This window comes from Loktanella sp. S4079 (genome assembly GCF_000967725.1).
Lineage (GTDB): Bacteria > Pseudomonadota > Alphaproteobacteria > Rhodobacterales > Rhodobacteraceae > Yoonia.
Genome location: NZ_JXYE01000010.1, coordinates 12278 through 37021, shown reverse-complemented (window position 1 = coordinate 37021; position 24744 = coordinate 12278). Strand labels below are relative to the sequence as shown.

At 55.5% G+C, this 24744-nt stretch carries 25 protein-coding genes; 7 read left to right on the top strand and 18 right to left on the bottom strand.

Features of this window, described 5'->3' with window-relative positions; translation table 11 throughout:
• Positions 1-25 precede the first annotated feature (25 nt).
• Entirely contained in the window at positions 26-889 is an 864-nt protein-coding gene (locus TW80_RS15930) for a hypothetical protein (RefSeq protein WP_045998449.1), read from the bottom strand.
• Between the two features lie 164 nt (positions 890-1053).
• Between TW80_RS15930 and TW80_RS15925 the strand changes: the two genes are divergently transcribed.
• On the top strand, positions 1054-2088 hold the full coding sequence (locus tag TW80_RS15925; RefSeq protein ID WP_162197191.1) for a glycosyltransferase family 2 protein: 1035 nt from the start codon (positions 1054-1056) through the stop codon (positions 2086-2088).
• Between the two features lie 3 nt (positions 2089-2091).
• Here TW80_RS15925 and TW80_RS15920 read toward each other — a convergent pair whose 3' ends face one another.
• Positions 2092-3459 carry an FAD-dependent oxidoreductase gene (locus TW80_RS15920; RefSeq protein ID WP_045998448.1) on the bottom strand — a complete coding sequence of 456 codons (1368 nt, stop codon included), beginning with the start codon at positions 3457-3459 and terminating at the stop codon, positions 2092-2094.
• A gap of 660 nt (positions 3460-4119) precedes the next feature.
• Positions 4120-5082, bottom strand: coding sequence for an acetyl-CoA carboxylase carboxyltransferase subunit alpha (locus TW80_RS15910; RefSeq protein WP_045998446.1), 963 nt, complete (start codon positions 5080-5082; stop codon positions 4120-4122).
• Between the two features lie 143 nt (positions 5083-5225).
• On the opposite strand from TW80_RS15910, the gene TW80_RS15905 reads away from it, so the two are divergent.
• Entirely contained in the window at positions 5226-5651 is a 426-nt protein-coding gene (locus tag TW80_RS15905) for a hypothetical protein (RefSeq protein WP_157033309.1), read from the top strand.
• A gap of 11 nt (positions 5652-5662) precedes the next feature.
• Here TW80_RS15905 and TW80_RS15900 read toward each other — a convergent pair whose 3' ends face one another.
• The 5 genes from TW80_RS15900 to smpB form a co-directional block, all read right to left on the bottom strand.
• Positions 5663-6619 (bottom strand): L-malyl-CoA/beta-methylmalyl-CoA lyase, encoded by a 957-nt coding sequence (locus tag TW80_RS15900; RefSeq protein WP_045998445.1) that lies wholly within the window; start codon positions 6617-6619, stop codon positions 5663-5665.
• 169 nt (positions 6620-6788) lie between these two features.
• Positions 6789-7973: an amino acid aminotransferase gene (locus TW80_RS15895; RefSeq protein WP_045998444.1), complete on the bottom strand. Its 1185-nt coding sequence runs from the start codon at positions 7971-7973 to the stop codon at positions 6789-6791.
• The gene (sseA, locus tag TW80_RS15890) at positions 7973-8839 is read right to left on the bottom strand and encodes a 3-mercaptopyruvate sulfurtransferase (RefSeq protein WP_045998443.1); all 867 of its coding nucleotides are present in this window, start codon (positions 8837-8839) and stop codon (positions 7973-7975) included. Before sseA ends, TW80_RS15895 begins: the two co-directional genes overlap by 1 nt.
• Before the next feature lie 192 nt (positions 8840-9031).
• Entirely contained in the window at positions 9032-9313 is a 282-nt protein-coding gene (locus TW80_RS15885; RefSeq protein WP_045998442.1) for a hypothetical protein, read from the bottom strand.
• A gap of 114 nt (positions 9314-9427) precedes the next feature.
• On the bottom strand, positions 9428-9901 hold the full coding sequence (smpB, locus tag TW80_RS15880) for an SsrA-binding protein SmpB (RefSeq protein WP_045998523.1): 474 nt from the start codon (positions 9899-9901) through the stop codon (positions 9428-9430).
• An 85-nt stretch (positions 9902-9986) separates the two neighbouring features.
• On the opposite strand from smpB, the gene TW80_RS15875 reads away from it, so the two are divergent.
• Both TW80_RS15875 and TW80_RS15870 read left to right on the top strand, forming a co-directional pair.
• On the top strand, positions 9987-11177 hold the full coding sequence (locus TW80_RS15875; RefSeq protein ID WP_045998522.1) for a winged helix-turn-helix domain-containing protein: 1191 nt from the start codon (positions 9987-9989) through the stop codon (positions 11175-11177).
• A gap of 67 nt (positions 11178-11244) precedes the next feature.
• The gene (locus TW80_RS15870; RefSeq protein WP_045998441.1) at positions 11245-12432 is read left to right on the top strand and encodes a hypothetical protein; all 1188 of its coding nucleotides are present in this window, start codon (positions 11245-11247) and stop codon (positions 12430-12432) included.
• Between the two features lie 44 nt (positions 12433-12476).
• On the opposite strand, the gene dapA is transcribed toward TW80_RS15870, so the two are convergent.
• Positions 12477-13349, bottom strand: coding sequence for a 4-hydroxy-tetrahydrodipicolinate synthase (dapA, locus tag TW80_RS15865; protein ID WP_045998440.1), 873 nt, complete (start codon positions 13347-13349; stop codon positions 12477-12479).
• Positions 13350-13496: 147 nt separating this feature from the next.
• Between dapA and TW80_RS15860 the strand changes: the two genes are divergently transcribed.
• Positions 13497-15497 carry a lytic transglycosylase domain-containing protein gene (locus tag TW80_RS15860; RefSeq protein WP_239450574.1) on the top strand — a complete coding sequence of 667 codons (2001 nt, stop codon included), beginning with the start codon at positions 13497-13499 and terminating at the stop codon, positions 15495-15497.
• Here TW80_RS15860 and TW80_RS15855 read toward each other — a convergent pair.
• Together TW80_RS15855 and mnmD are read right to left on the bottom strand one after the other, a co-directional pair.
• Positions 15494-16357, bottom strand: a complete 864-nt coding sequence (locus TW80_RS15855; protein WP_045998439.1) for a DMT family transporter — start codon at positions 16355-16357, stop codon at positions 15494-15496. The genes TW80_RS15860 and TW80_RS15855 overlap by 4 nt on opposite strands.
• On the bottom strand, positions 16347-17030 hold the full coding sequence (gene mnmD / locus TW80_RS15850) for a tRNA (5-methylaminomethyl-2-thiouridine)(34)-methyltransferase MnmD (protein WP_045998438.1): 684 nt from the start codon (positions 17028-17030) through the stop codon (positions 16347-16349). Before mnmD ends, TW80_RS15855 begins: the two co-directional genes overlap by 11 nt.
• 48 nt (positions 17031-17078) lie before the next feature.
• On the opposite strand from mnmD, the gene TW80_RS15845 reads away from it, so the two are divergent.
• A complete protein-coding gene (locus TW80_RS15845; protein WP_045998437.1) occupies positions 17079-18083 on the top strand; it encodes an NAD(P)/FAD-dependent oxidoreductase in 1005 nt (334 codons plus the stop codon).
• Between the two features lie 3 nt (positions 18084-18086).
• On the opposite strand, the gene TW80_RS15840 is transcribed toward TW80_RS15845, so the two are convergent.
• Complete coding sequence (locus TW80_RS15840; protein ID WP_045998436.1) at positions 18087-18746, bottom strand: hypothetical protein; 660 nt, start codon at positions 18744-18746, stop codon at positions 18087-18089.
• A gap of 43 nt (positions 18747-18789) precedes the next feature.
• Between TW80_RS15840 and TW80_RS15835 the strand changes: the two genes are divergently transcribed.
• A complete protein-coding gene (locus TW80_RS15835) occupies positions 18790-19470 on the top strand; it encodes an endonuclease/exonuclease/phosphatase family protein (RefSeq protein WP_045998435.1) in 681 nt (226 codons plus the stop codon).
• 16 nt (positions 19471-19486) lie between these two features.
• Here TW80_RS15835 and TW80_RS15830 read toward each other — a convergent pair whose 3' ends face one another.
• The 6 genes from TW80_RS15830 to TW80_RS15805 all read right to left on the bottom strand — a co-directional run bounded on the left by TW80_RS15830 (position 19487) and on the right by TW80_RS15805 (position 24725).
• On the bottom strand, positions 19487-20311 hold the full coding sequence (locus tag TW80_RS15830) for a bifunctional allantoicase/(S)-ureidoglycine aminohydrolase (RefSeq protein WP_045998434.1): 825 nt from the start codon (positions 20309-20311) through the stop codon (positions 19487-19489).
• A gap of 100 nt (positions 20312-20411) precedes the next feature.
• Entirely contained in the window at positions 20412-21170 is a 759-nt protein-coding gene (locus tag TW80_RS15825; RefSeq protein WP_045998433.1) for a LamB/YcsF family protein, read from the bottom strand.
• A gap of 10 nt (positions 21171-21180) precedes the next feature.
• Positions 21181-22188, bottom strand: a complete 1008-nt coding sequence (locus tag TW80_RS15820; RefSeq protein WP_045998432.1) for a 5-oxoprolinase subunit C family protein — start codon at positions 22186-22188, stop codon at positions 21181-21183.
• Positions 22188-22910 (bottom strand): 5-oxoprolinase subunit B family protein, encoded by a 723-nt coding sequence (locus TW80_RS15815; RefSeq protein ID WP_239450573.1) that lies wholly within the window; start codon positions 22908-22910, stop codon positions 22188-22190. The genes TW80_RS15820 and TW80_RS15815 overlap by 1 nt, the downstream gene beginning before the upstream one ends.
• Positions 22907-23299, bottom strand: coding sequence for a rhodanese-like domain-containing protein (locus tag TW80_RS15810; RefSeq protein WP_045998430.1), 393 nt, complete (start codon positions 23297-23299; stop codon positions 22907-22909). Before TW80_RS15810 ends, TW80_RS15815 begins: the two co-directional genes overlap by 4 nt.
• The gene (locus tag TW80_RS15805; protein WP_045998429.1) at positions 23286-24725 is read right to left on the bottom strand and encodes a pyridoxal phosphate-dependent decarboxylase family protein; all 1440 of its coding nucleotides are present in this window, start codon (positions 24723-24725) and stop codon (positions 23286-23288) included. Before TW80_RS15805 ends, TW80_RS15810 begins: the two co-directional genes overlap by 14 nt.
• Positions 24726-24744: the final 19 nt, after the last annotated feature.

Here is a 24744-nt window from a genome sequence, read left to right as displayed (position 1 = left end):
ACATTCCTACAGTGGGTTGATAAACCTATTCGACCACAGACCTGCCAGGCCGCAGCGGCACAGGGTATTCGTGTGGGTCGATACCATGAAGCGCAAGCCGTGTATCGAGGAAGCTATTCTTCGGTGGCACCCCTTCAAATCGTTTCGCGCAGAACCTTTTGATGGGCGCCCAAAGGTGAATGCATACCGTGTCTTGCGTAATCAGTGAAAGCACCTTGCGCGGTCTTTGCGTCATGAAACGGCGGTCTGGAAACGGCAGCGGATAGTACACATCAGTTTCACGAGCGTATTTATACTCTCCGCTTTGGTGCAAAAATGCGGTAAGCCCGACCGGACCCCAGATACCCCAAAGCATTTCGGACACATGCATGGGATTACCCTGTTCCGCACGTTCTTGAATCGGTTTTAAGTGCCGCGGCGGCAACCATTCCGGTATTGGATATTCGTCTTTTGTGAACTCGAGTAGGGCCTGCAACGCTGGTGAATCTTGTGGCAGTTTTAGAACCGCGCCATTAATTCGGCCTCTCTGTCTCTCTTCTGAATACCGTTCATACCCAAAGACATGACTTTCGTTGCCTGGAAAGGGCTTAACTGAGTAAACGTCTGTATCGACGTAGATGATCTCCGGTTCATTTGCGATCAAATGAAAGCGAAAGAGATCCGAGAACAATGCAACACTGCCTGACCTTGCGTGTGTGACAAAGTTGTCCGTCGACAGGATAGTACTTCCGTCCCTGACTTCGACCCCTTCAGGAATGCCTTGAACTTCCCCATATGTGTAAAGGATTGTTTGGTGGCCCTGATCGACAAATGACTTGAGGCAAAGTTGTTCTAGCCAAGTTAGAGAACCGCCAATCCAAAGTGCGCCAACAGGGGGGAGATCAGCCATGTCCGTTCTCTCAATAATCACTACATTCAGGTTCGCTATCTATCGGAACTGCCAAAACGCCACAAGAAGATTGCCATTGCATTAAGCTGTCCAAACAAATGATGCTTGATGCAAAAGGGCAAAAATGTGATACCCGCGCAACGGAATTAAGTGATAGGTGCGCTTTGAGTAAAGAACGATTTCTCATTGTTACGACGATGAAAAACGAAGGTCCGTTCATGCTCGAATGGATCGCCTACAACCGAGCGATTGGTTTCGATGATTTCGTTATCTTTACAAATGATTGCGCTGACGGCACCGATCAGATCGCGATACGCCTCGAAGAATTGGGGCTAGGCGTACATGTAGACAACAATGATCGCAAGATTGGTGTTCGCGGACGTGAGCTAGCCCCGCAACGCGCAGCTTTGCGGCGTGCGCCCAGCACTGAACAATACGCGAATGCAGATTGGGTCATTTGCGCGGATGCGGATGAGTTCTTGAACCTGCGGACAGGGATGACGCTGCCTGATCTGATCACGCAAAGCGGCCCATCGGACGCGATTTCATTTTGCTGGAAGTTGTTCGGCAATGGCATGCGCCGCCACTACGAAGACATCCCGATTACCGAGCAGTTCTTTGATTGTGCGCCAGAGGGACGGTTCACTAATTTCCGCGGCGCTGGGATCAAGACGTTGTATCGCAACAATGGCGCATTCGCCCGGATGGGGGTGCACCGACCATACGTTAAGAACCACAAATCCGACGATCCGAATAACCCACCGCAATATGATGGCATCACCTGGAGAGATTCCGGCGGCAATGCCACGGACCCAAGCACCGTCACATGGCGCAGCTGGAAGGGATTTCAGCACGATTTTGCCCGCTTGCATCACTATGCCATTCGAAGCTGCGATAGCTTTTTGGTGAAACGCGACCGGGGCCGCACGAACCATGTGAACATGGATCAAGGGCAAGAGTATTTCGACGCCATGAACACGAATTACGAACGTGACTATAGCGTTGTTCGACATCTTCCTGCGATGCGCGATGAACTCGCCAAGCTCAAGTCTGACAAAGTCTTGGCCGAATTGCATAACGCTGCCGTTGCTTGGCACCGGGCCAAGATTGACGACATCAAGGCGCGGGCGGACTGGGCGGACTTTATCGACATGACCTATAGCCATACAGGTCGGGTGCGGCGCGCCAAGAAGAAATAGATATCAATCTAGTCGCACGCCCTGAGCCCTAAGGGTCTCCTGCACCGATGAAATGTTGACATCGTAAAAAGAGCAGTTTTGCTGAATGGACTTGGCCGCGGCGACGCCAGCGCCTTGTCCAGTGACGGCGCAGCAGGCCATATTCCGGGTGGCTGCGTGCGCGATTTGATCGCCACCGATTGCGCGGCCTGCGATTATCAGGTTCTCGATATTCTTGGGCAAGAGGCTGCTATAAGGGATCTGCATATATCGCCCGGTTGTCGGAATGATTAGAATGCCGTAGCCGTCGATGAACTCTGGGTAGATGCCGATACTGTCGTCAAAACGCGCCTCGTTGCGCACGCCGTTTTCGGTCATGTTATAGGCCGCGTCGATTTTGCGCGTGTCACGTATCCCAATGGACATGCCAAAGTTTCGCAACCTGATCCCATCGCAGCCAGGTGTATAGCTGCGCAAGGCCTCAATCGCGTGCATGGCTTGCTTGCGCCCTTCGATTTCGAAGGTGGTCATACTGTCGGGGTCGGTACCATCGCAACCGGCAAGATGGACGAGGTTCATATAGGTCATCTCTCCACTGTCGTGGACGGCCCCCCAAGTTCCGCCAATGGTATTGAGGCGCGCGGGAATGATGCCGTCTTTGATGGCGCGCTCAAATGGCTTGGCTAAGAAGGGGGAAAACATGTCGTCAGACTTGCCATCGGATTCAACCTGCCATTCGCCTGTTGACCAATCCTTGTACGTCTGCGGATCGGCGCGGACCCCAGCCATAAACGCGGCTTTGTCCACTCCGGCGACATGAAACATGACACTGGCGGCCTGCATTTGTTCGACTGGCGTTTTGATCGTGGGCGCGCCAGCGCGGTGGGCGACATCGGCATCACCAGTGGCATCAACGATGCGTTTTGCGATGATCGCTTCGCGGCCCGCTTTGGATTCAACGATAACGCCAGCAATCTTGTTAACTTCCATAATAGGGGCGACGAACTGGCGATGCAGCATCGGATGAATGCCTGCCTCTTCGACCAGCTTATCGGCAACCAGCTTAAACCCCTCACTATCAAGCTCGTAACTCAGTGACTGGCTTTCGGGCACGGCGGCACCCATTTCTTTGGCGCGCTTCTCGAATTCCCAGCCGATACCACCTGCTTCGACGGTTGCTTCGTGGCGATACCAGGCAAACCCTTCGACCCCGACCACCGTGATGTTTCCGCCAAAACATCCAAACCGTTCGAGCAAAGTCACCTGCACCCCGCAACGCGCCGCAGCGATCGCGGCAGCCAAGCCGCCGGGCCCAGAGCCAACCACCAAGACATCGGTTTCGTGGATCACAGGTGTTTCGCGGGCGGGTTCGGTTATTTGGCGTTGTGTCACTGCAGTGCTCTGATCATTGTGCTGGGTTCAGCATGATCGGGGGCCGGCCGACAAGTCAATGCGCGCGGCATGTTAAGTGATCAAAGTGAAAAGCAATTGGCCTTTCGGAATGGCCTTAAACAAGCGCGGGAAGACTACGAACGCTATGGGTTTTGCACATCGTTTGCTGGTTGTCTCCCCGAGGTGAACGTAATTGGTGCGCCTGTTTTCGCGCTGAATGGCGATCGCGCCTTTCGGCGGTCAAGGGCAATTATGTAACGGAGGACGTATCTCCGGCTCAGCCATCTGGGAAGAATTCAGTCAATATATGTGGATTACATCGAAAACACAGGCAACGCCCGATCCATTTTGCGCGGGTCGAAATTGGAAGCAGTGTGGCGAATAAAGGAATTTAGTTTCTAATAACTAAGACTTTGGATGCGCAGATTGCGTTGTGGTCTGTACGAGTACTTGTTGGTTAGTTGCCGAGATGCCCACAGTCTTATCGCGAAATTCATAATATGCCTGCCCGTAAGGGGGGCAAAGGCGTGCGAAAAATTTGTGGAGGAACACCACGAGAATTTCGAGATGTATCAAAGCCAGGGTCCGCCATTGTGCACACACAATGGCGGTAAGGGCATGGCGCTGCCAGTTATCGCGAAGACATGTGCTCAAGACGCCTTACGCGGCGAGGCCTTTGGACCCTAGATCAAGGTACTTTTGGCGGCGATCCGAACGCAGTTTTTCGGGCGACTTGCCTTCAAGCTGCGCAAGCAAAGTCTTGAGTTTTGCACCAACTGCGTCGATGGCTTTGGCCGGGTCGCGATGCGCGCCGCCTTTGGGCTCTTGGATAATCTCGTCGCAGATGCCGAGTTCCTTGAGGTCTTTGGAGGTCAAACGCAGAGCTTCTGCCGCTTCGCGCATCTTTCCGCCATCTTTCCATAGAATAGAGGCACAACCTTCGGGGCTGATCACGGAATAGATCGAGTTTTCGAGCATAACAACGCGGTTCGCTGTCGCAAATGCGACGGCCCCACCAGAGCCGCCTTCGCCGATCACGACACTGATCAGCGGCACACCAAGTTCGAGACATTTTTCTGTCGAACGAGCAATGGCTTCGGATTGGCCGCGCTCTTCGGCGCCTTTGCCGGGGTATGCGCCGGGGGTATCGACCAATGTTATCACCGGGATGCCAAAGCGATCGGCGAGGTTCATTAGGCGGATCGCTTTGCGGTAACCTTCGGGGCGGGCCATGCCAAAGTTGCGTTCAATCCGCGATTTGGTGTCGTTGCCCTTTTCGTGGCCAATCACCATGACTGGCTTGCCGTCAAGGCGCGCAATGCCGCCCATAATCGCGTGATCGTCGGCAAAATTACGGTCACCCGCAAGCGGTGTATATTCGGTGAACAGGGCGTTGATATAGTCAATGCAATGCGGGCGTTCAGGGTGACGCGCGACAAGGCATTTCCGCCAAGGGCTAAGGTCCGCGTACAATGACACAAGCAGATCCGCCGCTTTTTTATCAAGCGCCTTTGCTTCTTTTTCGACATCCATTTCGGGATTGTCCCGGGCCATAGCGCGCAGTTCTTCTGCTTTGCCTTCAATTTCGGCCAACGGTTTTTCGAAATCGAGATATTGTGTCATGGGCTGTGCCAACCTTTTTACGATAGCTAGGCGATATATGGCGTAACGTCAGGCTGATGGCAACGGCATCGGTTTTGGCTCTTGCAAACAAAAACAAGAGGCGTAAGAACCTCATTATTATTCAATGTCTTAGGAGCAAAAACATGCGAATTATTACATGTGTTATGGTTGCAACTTGTCTGTTTGCTGGCCCTGTTTTGGCCCAAAATGTGAATTTTGGCGATGATAGCGGCGAATGGGCAAATGACGGTGAATGCGATGATCCCCGCTTTGAGGGGGCAGGTATGACATCGACGCCCCTACTTCAGGATGATGTACTACATGATGCGACAGACTGCCGGACGGCATTTGAGGCCGGTAACCTGACACTCGTTGGCGTTGGCAAAGGCGGGATCATCAATTTTGGCGATGATAACGGGGAATGGTCGAATGATGGCGAATGCGATGATATGCGCTTTGCTGGCCCAGGCATGACATCTACGCCGCTATTGAGCGAAGATATCATGCATGACGCGACCGATTGTAAAACAGCCTATGACGCTGGGCGGCTCACGCTGGCCGGTCAGTAAATCAAACAGCGTCAGCCCGCGATCATCTCGGACTGGCGCACAATGACTTCGGCTTGTTTAATTGAGGCAATGTCGACCAAGCGGCCTTTGTACACGGTCGCGCCTTCGCCTCGGGCCTTGGCATCCTCCATCGCAGCAAGAATTTCACGCGCTTCTGCGACAGCTTCGTCAGAAGGGGTAAAGACTTCGTTGGCAAGCGCGATCTGCTTGGGGTGGATTGCCCATTTGCCGACCATGCCCAAAGTGGCCGAACGGCGGGCCTGCGCCCGGTAGCCTTCGTCGTCTGAGAAATCCCCAAACGGGCCGTCGACGGGCAAGACCCCATGCGTCCGGCAAGCCGCAACAATAGCGGTTTGCGCCCAATGCCATGGATCTGAATAGTGGCGTGCCTCACCGTGGAGCATATAGTAATTTTCTTGGGTGCCACCGATACCTGTGGTCTGCATTCCCATCGAAGCCGCAAAATCTGCGGCCCCCAATGACATGGCGGCCAATCGCGGTGAGCTGGCCGCGATTTCTTCGACATGGGCGATGCCCGCGGCAGATTCAATAATGACCTCAAAAGTGATTTTCTTTGTGCGACCCTTTGCTGCCTCAATCGCGGTGACAAGCGCGTCAACGGCGTAAACATCGGCTGCGCATCCGACCTTGGGGATCATGATCTGATCAAGCCGATCACCGGCCTGCTCCATCAGGTCAACGACATCCCGGTACCAGTACGGGGTGTCCAATCCGTTGATGCGAACGCTCAGATATTTGGTGTTCCAGTCAACGGTGTTGATGGCCTCGATGACATTGGCACGCGCCACATCTTTGTCTGATGGCGACACACTGTCTTCGAGATCGAGGTTGATCACATCCGCAGCAGAAGCTGCCATTTTTGCAAACAGTTTGGTGTTTGATCCGGGCCCAAACAGCTGGCAGCGATTTGGACGGGCTGGCGGAGTAGGTTGCAGGCGGAATGACATGATGTCTCCTCTGGGTATTAAAATTACGAATCTGCCTTTCTTTTGGGTACAATCGTGCGCGATGGTTCGCAACAAAATTATGCGCCCGCAGCAAATAACGCTGCGGGCGCATAAAAATTCTCGAATTTTTATCGCTCAGAAGGAATTTAGCTAAATTCCTTCGCTGGTGCTAAACCTCGGCGTCGACGATGGCCTGTGCGAGCAAGGGGACTGTCTTTGCATTCAGGCCGGCGATGTTCATCCGGCTGTCACCAACCATGTAAATGCCGTGTTCAGCGCGCAGCTTTTCGACTTTTTCGGGTGTCGTGCCGAGGCGGCTGAACATCCCACGGTGATCTGCGAGAAACGCAAAGCGGTCGCTATTGGTCAAGCGCTTGAGTTCGTCAGCAAGCTGTTGGCGCAACGCAAGCATCCCGTTACGTGTTTCCTCAAGCTCGGCTTCCCAATCTGCACGCAGTGCGGCGTCGTTCAGAATAGTTGTCACGACACGTGCCCCGTGATCTGGTGGGAAAGAGTAATTCTGACGGTTCAGGAATGCCAATGTTTGCTGTGCCAATGCCTTTTGCTCGGGGTCTTTGGCGATGGCCATCAGGATGCCAGTTCGTTCGCGGTAAATACCAAAGTTCTTTGAACAGCTCGCTGCGATCAGAACGTTATCAAAGCTGCTTGCGATCTGGCGGGTGGCTTGGGCGTCCGCATCAAGCCCATCGCCAAAGCCTTGGTAGGCGATATCGACCAAAGGCACGGCACCTTTTGATTTCAGCTTTTCAATGACTTGCGTCATCTGCTCGGCGCTCAGGTTGGCACCTGTTGGGTTATGACAGCAGCCATGCAGCAAGACCACGTCACCCTTGGCAACAGTATCCAAGTCAGCCAGCAGTCCATCAAAATCGACGCCACGGGTCTCTTCATCAAAATAGCGATATTCGGCCATTTTCATCCCGAGGTACTTGATGATCGAGGGGTGGTTTGGCCATGTTGGATTGGACAGCCAAACTGTCGCCTCTGGTGCAGCCATTTTGATCAGCTCAAGTGCCTGACGAATGGCACCAGTGCCGCCGGGTGTTGCGACGGCGGCCACACGATCAGCAGCAACGCTATCTGCCAGAACAAGTTCACGCATCGCATCACCGAATGCTGGATCACCAGCGAGGCCTGTGTATGCTTTGCTTGATTGGTCGGCAAGAATCCGGCGCTCTGCCTCTTTGACCGCGCGCATGACTGGGGTATTCCCGCTCGCATCTTTATAGACGCCGACACCCAGATCCACCTTGTCGGTCCGTGGATCCTCTTTGTATTTTGCCATCAGGGCAAGAATTTTGTCGGCGGGCAGGGCTGTTAGATTTTCCAGCATTAAGCGGCTCCAGTCGCGATAGGAAGGTCGGCATACATGCCCCATTCGGACCATGAGCCATCGTAGAGTGAGTGGTCGGTTTTGCCGATCCGCTCGAGGGCGAGAGAAAGGATCGCAGCGGTTACGCCGGATCCACATGTGGTGATGACAGGCTTTTGCATGTCAACACCCGCATCGGTAAATATGGTACGCAGGGCGTTGGCCTGTTTCATTGTGCCATCTGCATTTAGCAGGTCTTGGTAGAACACGTTGCGCGATCCGGGAATATGCCCTGAACGCAGCCCCTCGCGGGGTTCTTCGGTCTCGCCACGGAAACGCGCGGGCGCGCGGGCATCGACGATGTTGTGATCCTTTAGCTTCGCTGCGCGGGCAACTTCGGTCACGTCTTTGATCAGTTCTGTACGCTGTTTGACTGTCATATGACGGTCACGAATAACGGCCGGGGCCGTGGTCACTTCGCGGCCCTCAGCAACCCATTTGGGCAGGCCGCCATCAAGGACCGCAATATTAGTCTGTCCCATCAGCCGGAAAAGCCACCAAACGCGCGCCGCAGAAAACAGGCCGCTTCCATCATAGACCACTACTTGATGGCCGTCGCCCACGCCCATTGCGCGCATCCGTGACATGAATTTTTCAACCGGGGGTGCCGTGTGTGGCAGTTCAGACCGCAAATCGCTAATTTCGTCGATATCGAAAAAGCGTGCGCCGGGAATATGCGCTTGATCGAATTCAGCCTTTGGGTCCCGCCCCGCATCGGGCAAATACCAAGACGCGTCAAAAATGCGAAGGTCAGGATCGGACAGATGTGACGATAGCCAGTCTGTGCTGACCAGTGTTTTGGGGTCATCGGGCGCAGATTTTGTCATGGCATTCACCTTTTGTGGCAATTGCCGAAGGGGTAGCCTGCGCTGTGTTCTATGACAAGTCCGCCATGGCGCCTTGGAGATGTTGAACCGGGATTTATTGCGAAAAGGCGGGTAGTGTTGCGTAATGCGCCCGATAAAATGACGAACGCCCCCGCGATACGGCGAGGGCGCTGATTGAATGTCGTGGCGAAATTAGCTGGACATCTTGCTTTTGATCATACCCACAATCGCGGTCAAAATGGCACCACCACCTGCGCCGCCGGCCGCTTGTGTCACCATTCCCATGATGTCACCGCCGCCGCCAGCAAGAGCAGCACCGCTACCAAGCAATGCGATCAACTGGCCACCGCCTGCACCGCCGACCAAACCAGCGATGGTATTTCCCAGAGTGCCAAGTGACAGGTTTTTCATCGCTGAACCTGCTGCGTTGCCACCCACGGCCCCCGAAATGAGCTGAATAATAAGCTGTTCCATAGATAGTCCCTTCCAATTGGATCGTTATATTTACAGCGTCGGTGTGATCCTTTTCCGCGCTTGGAAGGAAGGTTAACTAAAGAAAATCAATCGGCAAAGGTTTTCCTGAGCCGATTACTCCCCGTTACGCAAGAGCCGCTGTTTCTGGCGTCCCCAGTCGCGTTTGGCCTCGGTGGCGCGCTTGTCGTGATTCTTTTTACCCTTGGCGATGCCGATCTTTAGCTTCACCAGACCGCGATCGTTGAAATACATCACGAGCGGCACAAGGGTCATGCCCTCGCGCTTTGTCGCGCTCCAGAGGCGGGACAACTCGCGGCGGCTCACCAGCAGTTTGCGTTTACGGCGTTCCTCATGGCTGAACATGGCACGTTCATAGGGGGCGATATAAGAATTGGTCAGCCACAGCTCACCGTCATCGACTGACGCATAGCTGTCAGCGATATTGGACTGTCCCGTCCGCAGTGATTTCACCTCAGATCCATGCAGCACGATGCCGACCTCTAGGTCGCTTTCGATAGCATAGTCGTACCGGGCACGCCGGTTTTCTGCGATGACTTTGTAATTCTTGTTTTCTTGTTTTTTTGCCATGGTTGCGTTGAGATAGGGCATGTTGGCGTGCGGAACAAGTGATTGCGTATCGCTGCGCGCACAGAATGAATTGAAAGACCCATATATGACGATACCACTCTTGCCGAACGCGGCCGCGCGACATGTATTTTTAAATCGGCATGGGCTTGCGGCGCGCCCTTCTGGGGCCGGCAAAGGGGGCGATCTTGCCAATGTTATCGATGATTTAGGGTTTGTGCAGCTTGATAGCGTGAATACCTTTGCGCGCGCCCACGATATGATCCTCTGGTCACGGCGACAGCAGTATCGGCCAGCAGCACTGCAGAATTTGCTACAAAGTGATCGCGCGGTTTTTGAACATTGGACGCATGATGCGGCCACGATCCCGATCCAAAGCTTCCCTTATTGGCGTTTGCGGTTTCAGCGCGACGGGGATCGGCTTGTGAAGCAATGGCGCAACGGGCGTCGCGATGATTTTACGGCAAAGACCGAACAAGTTCTGCGTCGCGTTGCGGATCACGGGCCATGTACATCTGGCCAAGTGGGCAAAGACGAAAGCCGTGGTTCGGGTGGTTGGTGGGATTGGCATCCTTCCAAGACGGCTTTGGAATATCTCTGGCGCTCTGGCCAGGTGTCAGTTCTGCGGCGCGATGGGTTTACGAAGGTCTATGATCTGACCGAAAGGGTCATTCCGCAATCTTTGCGTGATCCCCGCCCTGATGTGCATGACACAATCGAATGGTGTTGCGTCGGTGCGCTAAACAGATTGGGTTTCGCGACCGCTGGCGAACTGGCCCATTTTTGGGACACCGTCACACCTGCCGAGGCGAAACAATGGTGCACCGAGGCGCTGGCCCAAGGGCGCATCATCGAAATCGATGTGGAGGGCGCAGACGGTAAATTACGCCGCTCGTTTGCTTGGCCGGACGTCATGGATACGATTTCTGCGCCAACCCAACGCGTGCGGATTTTGTCGCCCTTTGATCCCGCCCTGCGCGACCGCCAAAGGGCGGAGCGTTTGTTTGGGTTTCATTATCGGATCGAGATTTTCGTGCCCGCGCCTCAGCGCAAATACGGCTACTACGTGTTTCCCGTCATCGAGGGCGACCGCATGGTCGGGCGTATCGATATGCGACGCGAAAACGGGCGGCTATCTGTCACGGCATTTTGGCCGGAACGCGGCGTTGCGATGGGGGGTGGGCGTGTCGCAGCGCTCAGGGCGGAGTTGGCACGTGCCGCCCGATTTGGCGGCTGCGAAGATGTTGATTTTGCCGCAGATTGGATTCGTGAACATTGATCAAGAATTAACTTGAACAATGTTCAGAATTTGATTATCAGAGCCTTAGATATTTATGGAGGCTACGATGTATTACGTTGCTGATACAATAAAGCTCGTCGCTGATGGGGTGATCGAACCCAGGCAAGCGGTTGAAATTAAACGACGCGCACGCGAGGCAATGGTCGCGCTTTGCGTTAATACGATCCTGATATTTGGGATCACAGCGGCCACTCTGGGGCTGGTATTCTATTTGGCAAATGCGCTGAGTGTCGCGCTCTGCGGTGGTTTGTTCTTGGCGACTGGGTTGATCGTTTTGCGATTTGCCAAGCCTCTTTACCGGATGTTTGGGAACGCAAGTGCATTGATCGGGGCAGGGATGTTGTTGACGGGCACCGTTATCGAATCCTTTGACAAGGCGCCGGATATTGCCGGGGAAATCTGCTTTGCCTTGGGTGGCGTGCTGATGTGCCTGTGCGCTTGGCGGTTTATTAAGGGGTTGCCGCACCTGCGCTTTGCTTACGGCGCGGTCTTGCTGATGGCTGCGGCCATGAACGTCGGCGGGTTGTTTGCGCTGAGCTATGCGCCTAATCTTTCGCTTTTTGGCAACGCTATGGTGAACTTTTACGCCTTCGTGGTCATCCTTGGCTGCGGGTTTTTGCTCGATATTCGTCTTGTCACTGCATTGGCGATCGTGCCTTTCGCACAGATGCTCTCAACCGGGACGAGCTATTATCACGCCAGCTATGCGTTCTTTAGTCCCGAGCCGACATTGACCATTGTGCAAATGGCACTGCTGGTTGGCATTTGCCTGTGGGTCACGCCTCGGTTTGGCGCAGGTGTTGCACGCAATGCTGGGGTGCTGGCGATTATGGGGCTGATCGTCGGGAACCTGGCTTTCCTCGTCGGTAGCCTATTTGGCGACGTCGTCGGAGAAACAATCTGGGGTCCACAACGTCACGAGTTTTTCGGTGACTATGAACAATGGAGCGACGCCCATCAGGCGTTTATCGCGAAGGCACTGACCATCAGTGATAATGCTTTTGCAGTGGTCTGGGCGATTCTGCTGGCAGGTCTCATTTGCTGGGCGGCCATGACGAACCGGCGCGGGCTGTTTAACACCAGTATGACCTTTGCGGGTATCCACGGGTACACACAGATGTTCGAAAGCTTTTACGACCAGCCGCTCGCCTATGTGATCGGCGGTTTGGCGGCGATCCCGCTCGCATTCGGGTTATGGCGTCTTAACGCACATTTCTTTCAGAATGTAGACTAGCGGAAGTACCGTAGGGTGGGTTTTAACCCACCCTTTTGGGGTCGTTAGTTCAGCAACCCTGCGTGCACCATAGCAGCGCGCATTTTCTCTTTGGTGCCATCCGTTAGGGGCGTCAGCGGCGAGCGCACATCTTCAGCGCACAGCCCGAGGAGTGACATCCCGTATTTCGCACCAGCAACGCCGGGTTCCGCGAAAATTGCCTCGTGGAGCGGCATCAAACGGTCCAATTGGGTCAGAGCCTGAGCATAGTCACCGGCCAAGGTGCTTTCTTGGAACTCAGCACATAGCTTTGGCGCAACGTTTGCTGTTACCGAAATGCAACCGCAGCCGCCATGGGCGTTGAAACCCAGTGCTGTCGCGTCCTCGCCAGATAACTGCAAGAAATCGGTACCGCAAAGCATTCGCTGTTTAGGGACGCGTGACAGATCACCTGTCGCGTCTTTGACGCCGACGATCATCTCTAGCTTTGATAGCTTGCCCATTGTTTCTGGCGTCATATCCACGACCGAACGGCCGGGGATGTTGTAGACGATAATTGGCAAACCGCATTCTGCTGCCGCTGTGAAATGTGCGATCAACCCTTCTTGGGTTGGCTTGTTATAATATGGCGTCACAACCAAAGCGGCGTCAGCGCCCGCAGCTTTGGCGGCCTTGACCAAGCGTACAGTCTCAACTGTGTTATTTGACCCAGCCCCAGCAATCACTGGGATACGCCCAGCTGCGGCTTCGACGACGCAGGCAACGACGGTATCATGTTCGGCATGGGTCAGCGTTGGGCTTTCGCCAGTGGTGCCAACAGGAACCAACCCGTGCGACCCTTGATCCACATGCCAATCGACAAGTTTCTTAAGTGCATCGGTGTCCACTTGGCCGTCTTTAAACGGCGTGACGAGGGCAGGGAGTGACCCTTTGAACATGACGCGCTTCCTTGTGCTGTGGGCATTGAATCGCCCGGTAAAATCGCGCGGACACTAGACGGGTTTCAGCCGATTGCCAAGTTTGTGAGTTGTGATTAACCGCAGCAACGCTAGTTTATCTGAAAAACATGCGATGTGGTGGTTCCTATGCGAAGAATGTCATTTGCGATGGTCGCAACATTATTGTCTGGTCCAGTCGCAGCGCAGGCTATTGATCCAGCCGCGATCGCTGCGATTACGGCAGCAAGCGCCGATTGGGATGCGGCCTATACATTGGCCGCGGATGCTGATCCGGTTGCCGCAGATGTGCTGACCTGGCTGCGTTTACGTGATGGAGACGCGACCTTTGATGACTATCGGTTGTTTGTCGGTGCCCATCCAGATTGGCCGGGTCAGGCGCGATTGCGTGCACGCGCAGAGCCGCTGATCCCCAAAGACTATGACCCCGAGGCCATCATCGCATGGTTTCACGACGATCCCCCGCAGACCGGCGAAGGCGCAACGCGCTATGCAGAGGCACTGCTAAAGACCGGGCAAATTGAACAAGCCAACGCCTATCTACGCGAAGCGTGGCTAACACTTGGCCTGACTGATGCAGGGCATAACGCCCTTATCCAAAGCTTTCCTGACGTGCTCGCGCCCTATCATACCGCACGCGCCGATGCGATGCTGTGGCGGTCGCGGCGTGGCGATGCCAACCGCATGTTGCCCTTGTTAGAGACTGATCAGAGGGCATTGGCCGCGGCGCGGATCGGCTACATCGCAGGGACGCGCAATATGCTTCCCCTTTACGAGGCTGTACCCGTTGCACTGCGTGAAGACCCCGGTTTTGCCTATGACCGATATAGTTGGCGGGCCCAACGCGGTGACTGGACCGATGCCGTCACCATGCTGCGTGAACGTTCAACCAGCCGCGCCGCGCTTGGTGAGCCGTTCCGCTGGGCCGGATGGCGCCGCGTGCTGGCGCGCTGGGAAATGCGTGAAGGGCGGGCAGAACAGGCCTATATCTTAGCGTCGCGACATTACCTCGATGAGGGTGCATTTTTTGCAGATCTTGAATGGCTGTCTGGCTACATCGCGCTGACCTATTTGGGAAACCCCGAACGCGCGCTCGCACATTTCGAAAAGGCGTCGGCAGCGGTCTCAAGCCCGATTTCAATTAGTCGTATGCAGTATTGGGCCGGGCGCGCACATGAGGTGATGGAAAACGCTGATCAAGCAGCGCTCGCCTATGGCGCAGCGGCCGCGCATCAAACCGCATTTTATGGTTTGCTTGCTGCCGAGAAACTGGGGCGTCCGCTTGATCCGACCTTGGTCGGGCAATCCGTTGAATGGGATGGTGCGCTGGTTTTTGAACGTGAACTTACCAAGGCCGCCTTTATGTTGCTTGCGGGCGGTGAACGTGGTGCGGCTGTCACGTTTTTTGCCGAACTTGGCAAGACATTGTCACCAGTCGAACTGGCCCAAGTGGGTGCCTATCTCGATCACCTGAACGAGCAGTACTATACTCTATTACTGGGAAAAACGGCCGTGACGCGTGGTTTGATTATTCCGTCGCTTTATTTTCCCATCCACGATCTTGCGGAAATGGAACTGCCTGTATCCCCGGCGCTGGCTTTGTCTATCGCGCGGCGCGAGAGCGAATTTAACACGACCATTGGTAGCCCGGTCGGTGCCTTGGGCCTCATGCAACTTATGCCCGGCACCGCAGAAGAGGTCGCGGGTCAGTTGAACCTACCCTATTCGCGAGGTCGCCTGACGAATGACTGGCGATACAATGCGACACTGGGCGCACAGTATTTAGCCGGGCTTGAGGAAACATTCGGCCCGACACCTGTGATGATTGCAGCGGGCTATAACGCGGGGCCGGGGCGACCACGCGATTGGATGGAAGAACGCGGCGATCCACGCCTGCGTGAAATGGATGTGATCGACTGGATCGAACATATTCCGTTTCGTGAAACCCGAAACTACGTCATGCGCGTCACAGAAAGCCTGCCTATTTACGAGGCGCGGCTATCTGGGCGCACAGGGCAGGTTGGTTTCACCGCCTTACTGATCGGGGAAAAACCGCTGTTGCGACCGCGTACGCGACCCGTTCCGCAAGATGACCAACTGCGCCCCGTCGCGCGCCCTGTAACAGATTAGGATTTCTGCCGTGCCCGCCACAGTGTGAATAGCCCAGCAGAAATGACAATTGCCGCACCAAGCGCCACATTGGGCCGAATGGATTCACCCATGATGAACACGCCAATCGCGCTGGCAAAGACGAGTTGCAAATAGGCAAAAGGCTGAACAGCGCTGGCTTCGGCGACTTCGTAAGTCTTGATCAATAACCAGTGGCCCGCAGCACCCGTAACGCACAGTGTCGCCATCCAGCCCCAATCGGTGGGTGTCATTGGCTCCCATGACCACGCGCCGGCAATAGTCATCACAACGGCCCCGGCGACCCCGGTCCAAAAGAACGAGGTCGCGCTGGTGTCTTTGCGGGCAGCGTAGCGGGTTAGCAAACCGTAGACTGCGAACATAAGCGCTGCGATCAGCGGAATGATTGCAGCGGGGGTAAACACCCCATAGCCCGGCTGCAAAATCACCAGAACTCCCACAAAGCCGATGCCGATGGCCATCCATCGCCGCCAGCCGACTTGTTCGCCCAACACTGGCCCAGAAAGCGCGGCGACCAGTAGGGGATAGCAGGCAAAGACCGCGTGGCTTTCAACCAAGCCGAGCGCGACAAAACCGGTGACCATCACGCAAATCTCAAGTGCGAGCAAAATACCGCGGATAATTTGCAAGATGGGTTGTCGGGTCGTGGCGGCCGCTTTGATAGAGCCGGACTGCTTCGTCGCGATGGCAACCACAAAGGCGGCAAAGAACCAATAGCGTACCATCACAATCATCAAGACGTTGTAGTGTTCGCCCAGATGTCGTGAAATCCCGTCTTGGATCGCAAAGACAAAAGTTGTGGCAATCATCAATATGATGCCAAGTCGTGCGTTATTCTGCATAGTCTATCCTTGCGCGTGTCATATGGCGCTTGCGTCCAAATCCAGGGGTGCGGGTGACAGTAAATCCAGCGTTGGTAAGGCTTTGCCGGACGTGACCAGCGGCACTATAGGTGGCGGCTGTGCCACCGGGTTTTGTGTGTTTTCCGACCTCGGTCAGCAAGTCTGGCTCCCAAAGCTCTGGGTTTTTGGCGGGCGAAAACCCATCAAGAAACCATGCGTCCGCTTGGCCTTGCCATGCTGTGACCGTTTGGCGTGCGTCACCCACGATGACCTCAAGCATTGGGCCATTTGGCAGTTGGGTCGCTGCGTCACCGGGTGTCCAGTGATCTAGTAGCACCTGCGCATAGCTGCTGACTTCGGGGAAATGTTCCAGGGCGCTACGCATATCCTCTTTGGCCATTGGAAAGGCCTCGAAAGAGGTGAAATGTAATGCGCCCGGTTGTCCTGCCTCATCCCACAGCGCCCATGTCACGAGCAGGTTCAAACCCGTTCCGAAACCCAGTTCGGCAATCTGAAATATACCGCCAAATCTGTCCGGCAGGTCGTTACCATCCAAAAACACATGGCGCGTTTCGGCCAGCCCATTGTCGAGCGAATAATAAGGATCATCAAATTGGGTCGAGATCGGCACACGGCCGTCCCGCCAGTCAAGTTTTGCGGTCTGGTTTGTCATGAGGTCATGCCTTAGGAGTCAGCCCATCTTTGAGGGGAAGGAACGCAAATGGCAACGGCTGATGTGACCATTATGGGGGCTGGGATATTTGGGTTGTCTGTTGCTTATGCCTGCGCGCAGCGAGGGGCGAAGGTTCAGGTCATCGACCCCCATGGCGTCGCAGCCGGGGCAAGCGGTGGTGTCGTCGGTGCGCTTGCGCCTCATGTGCCTGAAAACTGGAACGAGAAAAAAGCCTTTCAATTCGAAAGCCTGATTATGGCGGATCAATTTTGGGCTGGTGTAGAGTCTATTTCAGACACTAACGTTGGCTATTTGCGGTCGGGGCGGTTGCAGCCTTTGGCCGATGAAAGGGCAGTGGCGCTCGCACGGGATCGTGCGATTACGGCTTCTGAACTTTGGCAAGGCAAGGCCAACTGGGAGGTGATCCCCGCACCGCAATCGGATTGGATGCCGCCGTCGCCCACTGGGTTTGTGATCCGTGATACGCTCTCTGCGCTGATCCACCCGCGTCGGGCGACGCGTGCTTTGGCGCAGGCTGTCGTCGCATTGGGTGGCACTGTCGTGGAAGAGGGGCAACCACAAGGCAAGGTCGTTTGGGCAACTGGCTGGAATGGCGTTGCCGAACTAGGGGGCGGCGGCGTCAAAGGGCAGGCCGTTGTTTTGGCGCATGATGCGGCGGGCATGCCACAGCTCTTTGCGGATGCGCTGCATATCATTCCCCACGCGGATGGAACCGTCGCCATTGGTTCAACGTCTGAACGCGAATTCACAGAGCCGACACAGACGGATGACCAATTGGATGACGTGCTGTCACGGGCGATTGCCGCCTTTCCCGTTCTCAAGGACGCCCCCATTCTAGAACGTTGGGCAGGCGTTAGGCCACGTAGCAAAAGCCGCGCCCCGATTTTGGGGGTACATCCGAAGCGCGCGGGCGAGTTTGTCGCGAATGGCGGGTTCAAGATAGGCTTTGGCATGGCCCCCAAGGCGGGCGAAGTCATGGCCGATCTTTTGCTGGAAGAAATAGACACCATTCCAGCGGGTTTTCACCCATAGTCGCTATTTCTTGAGCCGATCTTTGGACTTACGATAGAGACTTTTGTTCATCGCAATGAACTGATGGAGCAAGATTGTCGTCACGCCCTTGCGGCTGTCCTTGAGGTAGAGGAATCCCGACATCGCCCCGATCAATGCGCCAATCATATCGACAATAAGATCACCCATCGTGTCCTGAAGGCCGGATTTCTGCATGTTCAGGCCAAAGCTCAGATCCATTAGGAACTCAAAAATCTCCCACGTGGCACCGACAGTTATTGCCACGCAAAACGCCATAAAGGCGATGGCAGAGGGTGGCGCGGCATAGCGGTCTCCCTCGAAAAGCATGAAGACAAACAGGAATCCGATCAGGCCAAACCCAACGGCGGACCCACCGTGCAGGGCAATATCCCACCACCAGACTCGCTCGTAGAAATCAAAGGCCTCGCCCATAAAGATGGTCGCGAATGTAAACAGCGTCGTGGCAATCAAGAATGGCAGCGGGAGCTGGAGATGCAGGCGCGATGCAACAAACACCGGGGCGAGCGCTAAGATCAACGTGCTAAAAGCCACAAAGGCCAGCGACCATCGCCCCGCAATCATCGACACAATCGTCGCCGCGACCAAAAGCCCCCAAAGCACCAGCATGACGCGGCTTTGCTGCAATATCTTGTCAACGATCATGCGATCCTCTTTTCATTGCGCGATAAATCCCCATCTAGTTCGCATGTGCATATCAAATAAGGGCCTTCGGGTCGCGAGTTACAATATCCGCAAGGCCAAAGGGCTGGATCGCAAGCGTGATCCTATGCGCATTTTGCAGGTCCTGAATAGTCTGGATGCAGATGTGATCGCCTTGCAAGAAGCAGACCTGCGGCTTGGATCACGTCCCGCTGCGATCTCGCGTAACTTGATTGATGCTGAAACAGATTTCGCTGTGGTGCCGGTCGCGCAGAATGCTGTCAGCCTTGGCTGGCACGGTAATGCGGTTTTGGTACGCAAAGGGATCAAGGTTGGTGACATCACACATATTGATTTGCCGGGGCTAGAGCCGCGCGGTGCCGTTCGGGTTGAACTCCCCAGCTTTAGTTTTGTCGCAGCGCACCTTGGTCTGATGCGGCGGCACCGGGTGCGTCAACTGCATACCATCGCAAAGGCCGTGGCGGGTGCCGACCGCGTCATTGTAGCGGGCGACTTCAACGAATGGTCACCACATAAGGGGCTAGAGGCGTTAGATCAGTTCAACGTCCATGCCCCCGGCCATAGCTTCCATGCCGCGCGGCCCATCGCGGCGCTGGACCGGATCGCGATGTCCCCCTCGCTTGATCTGCGCGATGCAGGCGTCGTGCAAAAAGGGCTGGCCCGTCATGCATCTGACCACCTGCCGATTTGGGCGGATGTTGAGTAATGCGCTATTACATAAACTACCGCGATAGCGGCATGTGTCGGTTTACGTCTTTGTAGAGAAGGTAACGGAACGGTCCGGGGCCGCCTGCGTAGCACGCTTGCGGGCAAAAGGCGCGTAGCCACATGAAATCGCCCGCTTCCACTTCGACCCAGTCTTGGTTCAGTCGGTAGACTGCTTTGCCTTCCAAGACGTAGAGCCCATGTTCCATGACATGCGTTTCCGCAAATGGAATAACCCCGCCCGGTTGGAACGTGACGATATTCACGTGCATATCATGCCGCAGGTCGTTGGGGTCCACAAAGCGAGTCGTTGCCCATTTCCCATCGGTGTCGGGCATGGCGATCATTTCGGCGTCGTCTTCGTGTGTGACAAAGGCTGTTGGTGTGTCGATGCCTTCGACAGATTGGTATCGCTTTCTGATCCAATGAAAGGTTGTGTTTGTATCACTGTCGTTGGTGAGCGACCAGTCACATCCAGCGGGCAAATAGGCGTAACTGCCCGGACGCATGGCGTGGCTGTCTTGATTTATTGTTAGGGTGAAAGTGCCCTCAACCACAAAGATGACGCCTTGGGCACTGCAATCTGGTTCAGGTTTGGTGCTGCCACCACCTGCAGAGACCTCCATGATATATTGCGAAAATGTTTCGGCGAATCCCGATAGCGGGCGGGCCAGCACCCATGCGCGCGCCTCGTTCCAATGTGGCAGATAGCTGGTGACGATGTCGGTCATCGTGCCCTTGGGGATCACAGCGTAGGCTTCGGTGAACATCGCCCGATCGGTGAGGATTTGGCTCTGCGGTGGCAATCCTGCTGCGGGGCTGTAGTAATTTGCTTTGGTCATTGCTGTGTCTCCGTTGCGGGCAGCTAAGCCTAGACTGGGGCCAAGCGATAGAGCGAACCGCAGGATAGGTTTTATCGGAAATCTTTGAAGGTCTGCCGCGCTACAGGCGTTGGAGCGTGATTCCTGCGGTTTCAAGATGCTCGCGCACGCCGCGCGCCATTTCAACGGCTTGAGGTGTGTCACCATGCAGGCAAATCGTGTCGATCTGGCACGGGATACGCTTGCCGCTTTCGGCAATGATGGCTCCGTTCTTGAGCATCTCAACGATACGTGGGGCGGCGATGGCTGTGTCGTGGATCACAGCACCAGCCTGTCGTCTGTCTACCAGCGTTCCATCGTCGTTATAGGCGCGATCTGCGAAAATCTCACCAGCCCAAGCGCAGCCCAAATCGCGGCAGACGTCCTCCATGACTGTGCCGGCGAGCACCATGATAACGATATCTGGGTCGACTTGCAGCGCGGCCTCATAACAGGCGCGGGCCAATTCGCGGTCCACACAGGCCATGTTCGAGAGCGCCCCGTGTAGTTTAAGGTGCCGCACCGTTCCGCCAACCCGTTTGGCCATCGCCTGTGCTGCACCCAATTGATAGGCAACGGCATTCGCAATTTCGTCATGTGGGAGAGGGAGCTGCCGCCGCCCAAACCCCTTGAGGTCGGCAAATCCGGGGTGTGCGCCAATCCCAACACCTTTGTGCACTGCGATACGCATTGTCTTGGCCATGACATCGGGGTCACCGGCATGAAACCCGCAGGCAACGTTGGCCGAGGTGACAATATCCAAGAGCGCCGCATCATCGCCCATTGTCCACGGGCCAAAGCCTTCGCCCATGTCGGCGTTCAAGTCCACTTTGCGTGTCATGGCATCCTCCCTAAGGGTCGTCACCGGCGGTTACCCCGCCAATCAATTGATAGCTAAGCAAGTCCGGAATGTCATGCGGATCACGCACAAGCGGCTGACAAAGCTGGCGCAGCCGGGTCAGCATGGCGTCATCTGAAACGGCCGTTTTATCGGCCTCTTCGACGCTCACAAAGCGAAAGCGCAGTGTTGCGCCGGGGGCGGATTGGGCGATGACAGGGAGATCAGCAGGAATGACGGAACCGATGCGGGGATACCCCCCTATGGTTTGGCATTCCGATAGTAAGACATAAGGCACCCCATCACCCGTCATTTGAATATCGCCCGGTACGATCAGATCAGAAGTCAGGTTTAGCGCCCCGCGCAGCGTGAACCCGTCAGTTTCATGATCAATACGCACACCCTGCCGATTGCCACGAGGGCTCCGGGTAAAGACCGTTCTTTCGAACCTGGCCCGCGTTTCGGGGTCGAAGAATGTCGTTTGTGGGCCGGGCATTACCCTGATCGTGCCGCCTTTGGTACGGTCGGTTGACCGCAGTTTGGTCGCGCCCGAATGTAGGTCGGGATCGTCACCGATTGGTATCGTGTCACCGGCCTGTATTGGTGCACCGATCCCGGCGGTTAGATGCACTGCTTGGCTGCCCATGGTCGCTGGCGTTTGGACACCCCCAGCAAACGAAAGGTAGCCCAAAACGCCTGCCTTCGCCCCACTGATGCTCAGGGTTTCACCCGCGCGCCAAATTGTGCTGGTGTTGTGAGAAACTGCGCTGCCATCGATATTGGCCTGCATCTGCGCCCCAGTAAGGGCAATGCGTGTGTCAGCATTGGTGCGAAAAACACCGCCAAATCCCATCATCTCGAGGCTTGCTTGGGGCTGCGTGCCGAGCAGGGCCGCCGCTTCGAACAGTGCAAGCCGATCAACAGCGCCACCCGTTGAAAGCCCCTGCATAGCCCAACCGGGTCGCCCCAAATCTTGGACAGTCACACCCGGCCCGATGGAATGAACCTGCACCAAAGGCATCAACCCAGCACCTCGCACCTTGCCCCGCCATTGGTGTCGGTACGGTTGGACAGCACGTCTAATTCGCTGTCACCGACTTGTGCAAAGCGCACCTCGTCGCCGGGTTCAAAGGCAAAGGGTTCGGGCGCCTGTGGCCGATAGACTTGAAATGCAGTTTGTCCGATATGTCGCCATCCGGTCGGGGCATCTGCGGCAAATATAATAAGCTGCCTTACCGCCACAACAAGCGCCCCCGAGGGCAGATGTGGAGTCAATTCGCTTTGCCGAGGAATATCCCAATGTGGTGGCAACATGCCCAGATAGGGCTGACCCGGCGCAAATCCTAACGCGATCACGCGCAGGTTTCGTGCGGTAATTTCCGCGACAGCGGTTTCTACCGATACGCCAGCCAGTTCGGCAGCCTGATAGAGCTGTGGTGCGTGACGGGGGCCAAAGGCCACTGGGATATGCCAGCGACGGCGGGGACTGGCGTCAATTGACACCGGCATATGGATGACCTGCTTTAGCGCGGCAGTGACATCAGCACGCGTTGTTTTGCTTGGGTCAAAGCCAACCCGCACAGTTGTCAGTGACGGCACAATATCGGTAACGCCGGGAATATCAGCCTCTGCGACGCGCTGGCGAAAAGCGATTGCAGTTTGGTTGGCTTCTTCACTTAGTGCTGTCGAAAAACGCACCAATATCCCATCAATTCCAAGCGGGCATATGTCTGGTGCGGTCACTGGCAATCTTGAACTGCGCCGCCTTCGGCGACCCATCCGGTGAAACCATCGGTCAGGTGAGCTGCGTCAAAGCCCATGTCTTGTAACGCTGCAACCGTCAGGGCAGAGCGCCAGCCCGATGCGCAAAAGAAGATGAATTCTTTGTCTTGTGCAAAGATGTCTTTGAAATAGGGGCTGGATGGATCAACCCAAAATTCTGTCATTCCGCGTGGACAATGAAAGCTGTCAGGGATTGTCCCACCGCGCTGACGTTCGCGGATATCCCGGATATCAACAAAGACAACATTCGGGTCACCTATCCGGTCCAATGCGTCGGCGGTGCTGACCTCGTTGATACGTTCGCGTGCTGCGGCAACCAGATCAGCAGCGCTTTTCTTAAGTTGTCGCATAGGCGCCCCCCTCTACCAGTTGCGCGCCTATTTTACACACAGCATCGTGCAAGATGTCCAGATCGGCATAGGTGGTACGGTGGTTGGTGATATTCACGCGAATGACCGTTTCCCCGTTGATCAGCGTGGTCGAAGGCACCGCGATCCCATCAAGCTGTAGCTGAATGACGATATCTTGGTTCAGGTGGTTCAGATTGATGCCCGGTGCCACATATCGAAAACAGCAGATGTTCAGCGCCACGGGTGCGGCGAGCGACAACTGATCATTCGCGACCACCAATTCTCCGAGGTAGGCGGCTTGTTCGCAGTTCTGCGTGATCAAAGCGCCCAACTTGTCGGTGCCGTGTTCGACGAATTGCGCCCAGATCTTGAGAGCCCGAAACCCCCGTGACAGTTCTGGCCCATACTCTGTCGGCCACGGGTTGCCCGCTGCGACCCCGCGCTCCATCCCGCGCAGATAGTCAGGGCGTTCTGAAAAGGCGCGCCGATGCGTTTCCTCATCACGGATGAGTACAAACCCCGCGTCGTAGTTCACGTGCAGCCATTTGTGAAAATCAAAGGCGATACTGTCCGCGCGACTTAGCCCTGTCAGTCGCGGTTTGATCTTGTCACTTAGGATTGCGGTGGCGCCAAATGCACCATCAACGTGCAGCCATAGGTCCTCGCGCTGGGCAATATCAGCAAGTGCGTCGATGTTATCTATCGCGCCGACGTTTACCGCGCCCGCCGTTCCTATGATGGCAAATGGCTGCTTGCCGTCCTTACGATCTGCATCAATCGCGTGCTGGAGCGCCTCCAGATCAATTTCAAATGCGTCATTGGTCGGGATTTTGCGCAAGGCATCAGAACCCAATCCCAAAATGTCAAAAGCGCGCGCCACGCATGAATGCGTTTGCGTCGATGTATAGCCGACAAGCTGACCTTGGGGCAGACTGGCCTTGCGTGCCGCAAAGTTCGAAACGCGATCGCGGGCAGCTTTGAGAGCGACAATCGTGGCCATCGAGGTGCCGGACACAACAAGCCCGCTGGCACTATCGGGAAAACCAAACATGTCTTTGCACCAAGAAACGACCTGCTTCTCGATGTAAATGGCCCCATGATCACGACCGCCCAAGTTTGGATTCATCGCAGCGCTAATCATTTCAGGGATGATATTTGACGGGGTGCCCGATCCGTGTACCCACCCAAAGAACCGCGGATGCGTGTTGCCTACACCATACGGCAGCAGAGCGGTCATTTGCTCATCCGCGGCAGTTTGGTTTCCGACGGTTGGCAAAGGCACTGCAGATTTGAGAGCTGATGGCGGTTCCGTCCAGACGCGTCCCTCACGGGCGGATGACATTTGATCAATTGCACGATCTAACATCTCGTGTGCGCGTGCGCGAAACGCGGTCCAGTCGTCAGGGTCTAGGGAATTATTGCTCATGTCGCCTCGCTTTTTGCGG

Excerpts from the sequence above, each read along its gene's own strand:
- TW80_RS15825 (WP_045998433.1), bottom strand. The coding sequence starts at position 21,170 with ATGACACGCAAAGTGGACTTGAACGCCGACATGGGCGAAGGCTTTGGC.
- dapA (WP_045998440.1), bottom strand. The coding sequence starts at position 13,349 with ATGTTCAAAGGGTCACTCCCTGCCCTCGTCACGCCGTTTAAAGACGGC.
- TW80_RS15895 (WP_045998444.1), bottom strand. The coding sequence starts at position 7,973 with ATGCTGGAAAATCTAACAGCCCTGCCCGCCGACAAAATTCTTGCCCTG.
- mnmD (WP_045998438.1), bottom strand. The coding sequence starts at position 17,030 with ATGACAAACCAGACCGCAAAACTTGACTGGCGGGACGGCCGTGTGCCG.
- TW80_RS15930 (WP_045998449.1), bottom strand. The coding sequence starts at position 889 with ATGGCTGATCTCCCCCCTGTTGGCGCACTTTGGATTGGCGGTTCTCTA.
- TW80_RS15840 (WP_045998436.1), bottom strand. The coding sequence starts at position 18,746 with ATGATCGTTGACAAGATATTGCAGCAAAGCCGCGTCATGCTGGTGCTT.
- TW80_RS15855 (WP_045998439.1), bottom strand. The coding sequence starts at position 16,357 with ATGCAGAATAACGCACGACTTGGCATCATATTGATGATTGCCACAACT.
- TW80_RS15820 (WP_045998432.1), bottom strand. The coding sequence starts at position 22,188 with ATGCCTTTGGTGCAGGTTCATTCCATCGGGCCGGGTGTGACTGTCCAA.
- TW80_RS15870 (WP_045998441.1), top strand. The coding sequence starts at position 11,245 with ATGTATTACGTTGCTGATACAATAAAGCTCGTCGCTGATGGGGTGATC.
- TW80_RS15810 (WP_045998430.1), bottom strand. The coding sequence starts at position 23,299 with ATGCGACAACTTAAGAAAAGCGCTGCTGATCTGGTTGCCGCAGCACGC.
- TW80_RS15805 (WP_045998429.1), bottom strand. The coding sequence starts at position 24,725 with ATGAGCAATAATTCCCTAGACCCTGACGACTGGACCGCGTTTCGCGCA.
- TW80_RS15860 (WP_239450574.1), top strand. The coding sequence starts at position 13,497 with ATGCGAAGAATGTCATTTGCGATGGTCGCAACATTATTGTCTGGTCCA.
- TW80_RS15885 (WP_045998442.1), bottom strand. The coding sequence starts at position 9,313 with ATGGAACAGCTTATTATTCAGCTCATTTCGGGGGCCGTGGGTGGCAAC.
- TW80_RS15910 (WP_045998446.1), bottom strand. The coding sequence starts at position 5,082 with ATGACACAATATCTCGATTTCGAAAAACCGTTGGCCGAAATTGAAGGC.
- TW80_RS15835 (WP_045998435.1), top strand. The coding sequence starts at position 18,790 with ATGTGCATATCAAATAAGGGCCTTCGGGTCGCGAGTTACAATATCCGC.
- TW80_RS15900 (WP_045998445.1), bottom strand. The coding sequence starts at position 6,619 with ATGTCATTCCGCCTGCAACCTACTCCGCCAGCCCGTCCAAATCGCTGC.
- TW80_RS15830 (WP_045998434.1), bottom strand. The coding sequence starts at position 20,311 with ATGACCAAAGCAAATTACTACAGCCCCGCAGCAGGATTGCCACCGCAG.
- smpB (WP_045998523.1), bottom strand. The coding sequence starts at position 9,901 with ATGGCAAAAAAACAAGAAAACAAGAATTACAAAGTCATCGCAGAAAAC.
- sseA (WP_045998443.1), bottom strand. The coding sequence starts at position 8,839 with ATGACAAAATCTGCGCCCGATGACCCCAAAACACTGGTCAGCACAGAC.
- TW80_RS15875 (WP_045998522.1), top strand. The coding sequence starts at position 9,987 with ATGACGATACCACTCTTGCCGAACGCGGCCGCGCGACATGTATTTTTA.
- TW80_RS15905 (WP_157033309.1), top strand. The coding sequence starts at position 5,226 with ATGCGAATTATTACATGTGTTATGGTTGCAACTTGTCTGTTTGCTGGC.
- TW80_RS15845 (WP_045998437.1), top strand. The coding sequence starts at position 17,079 with ATGGCAACGGCTGATGTGACCATTATGGGGGCTGGGATATTTGGGTTG.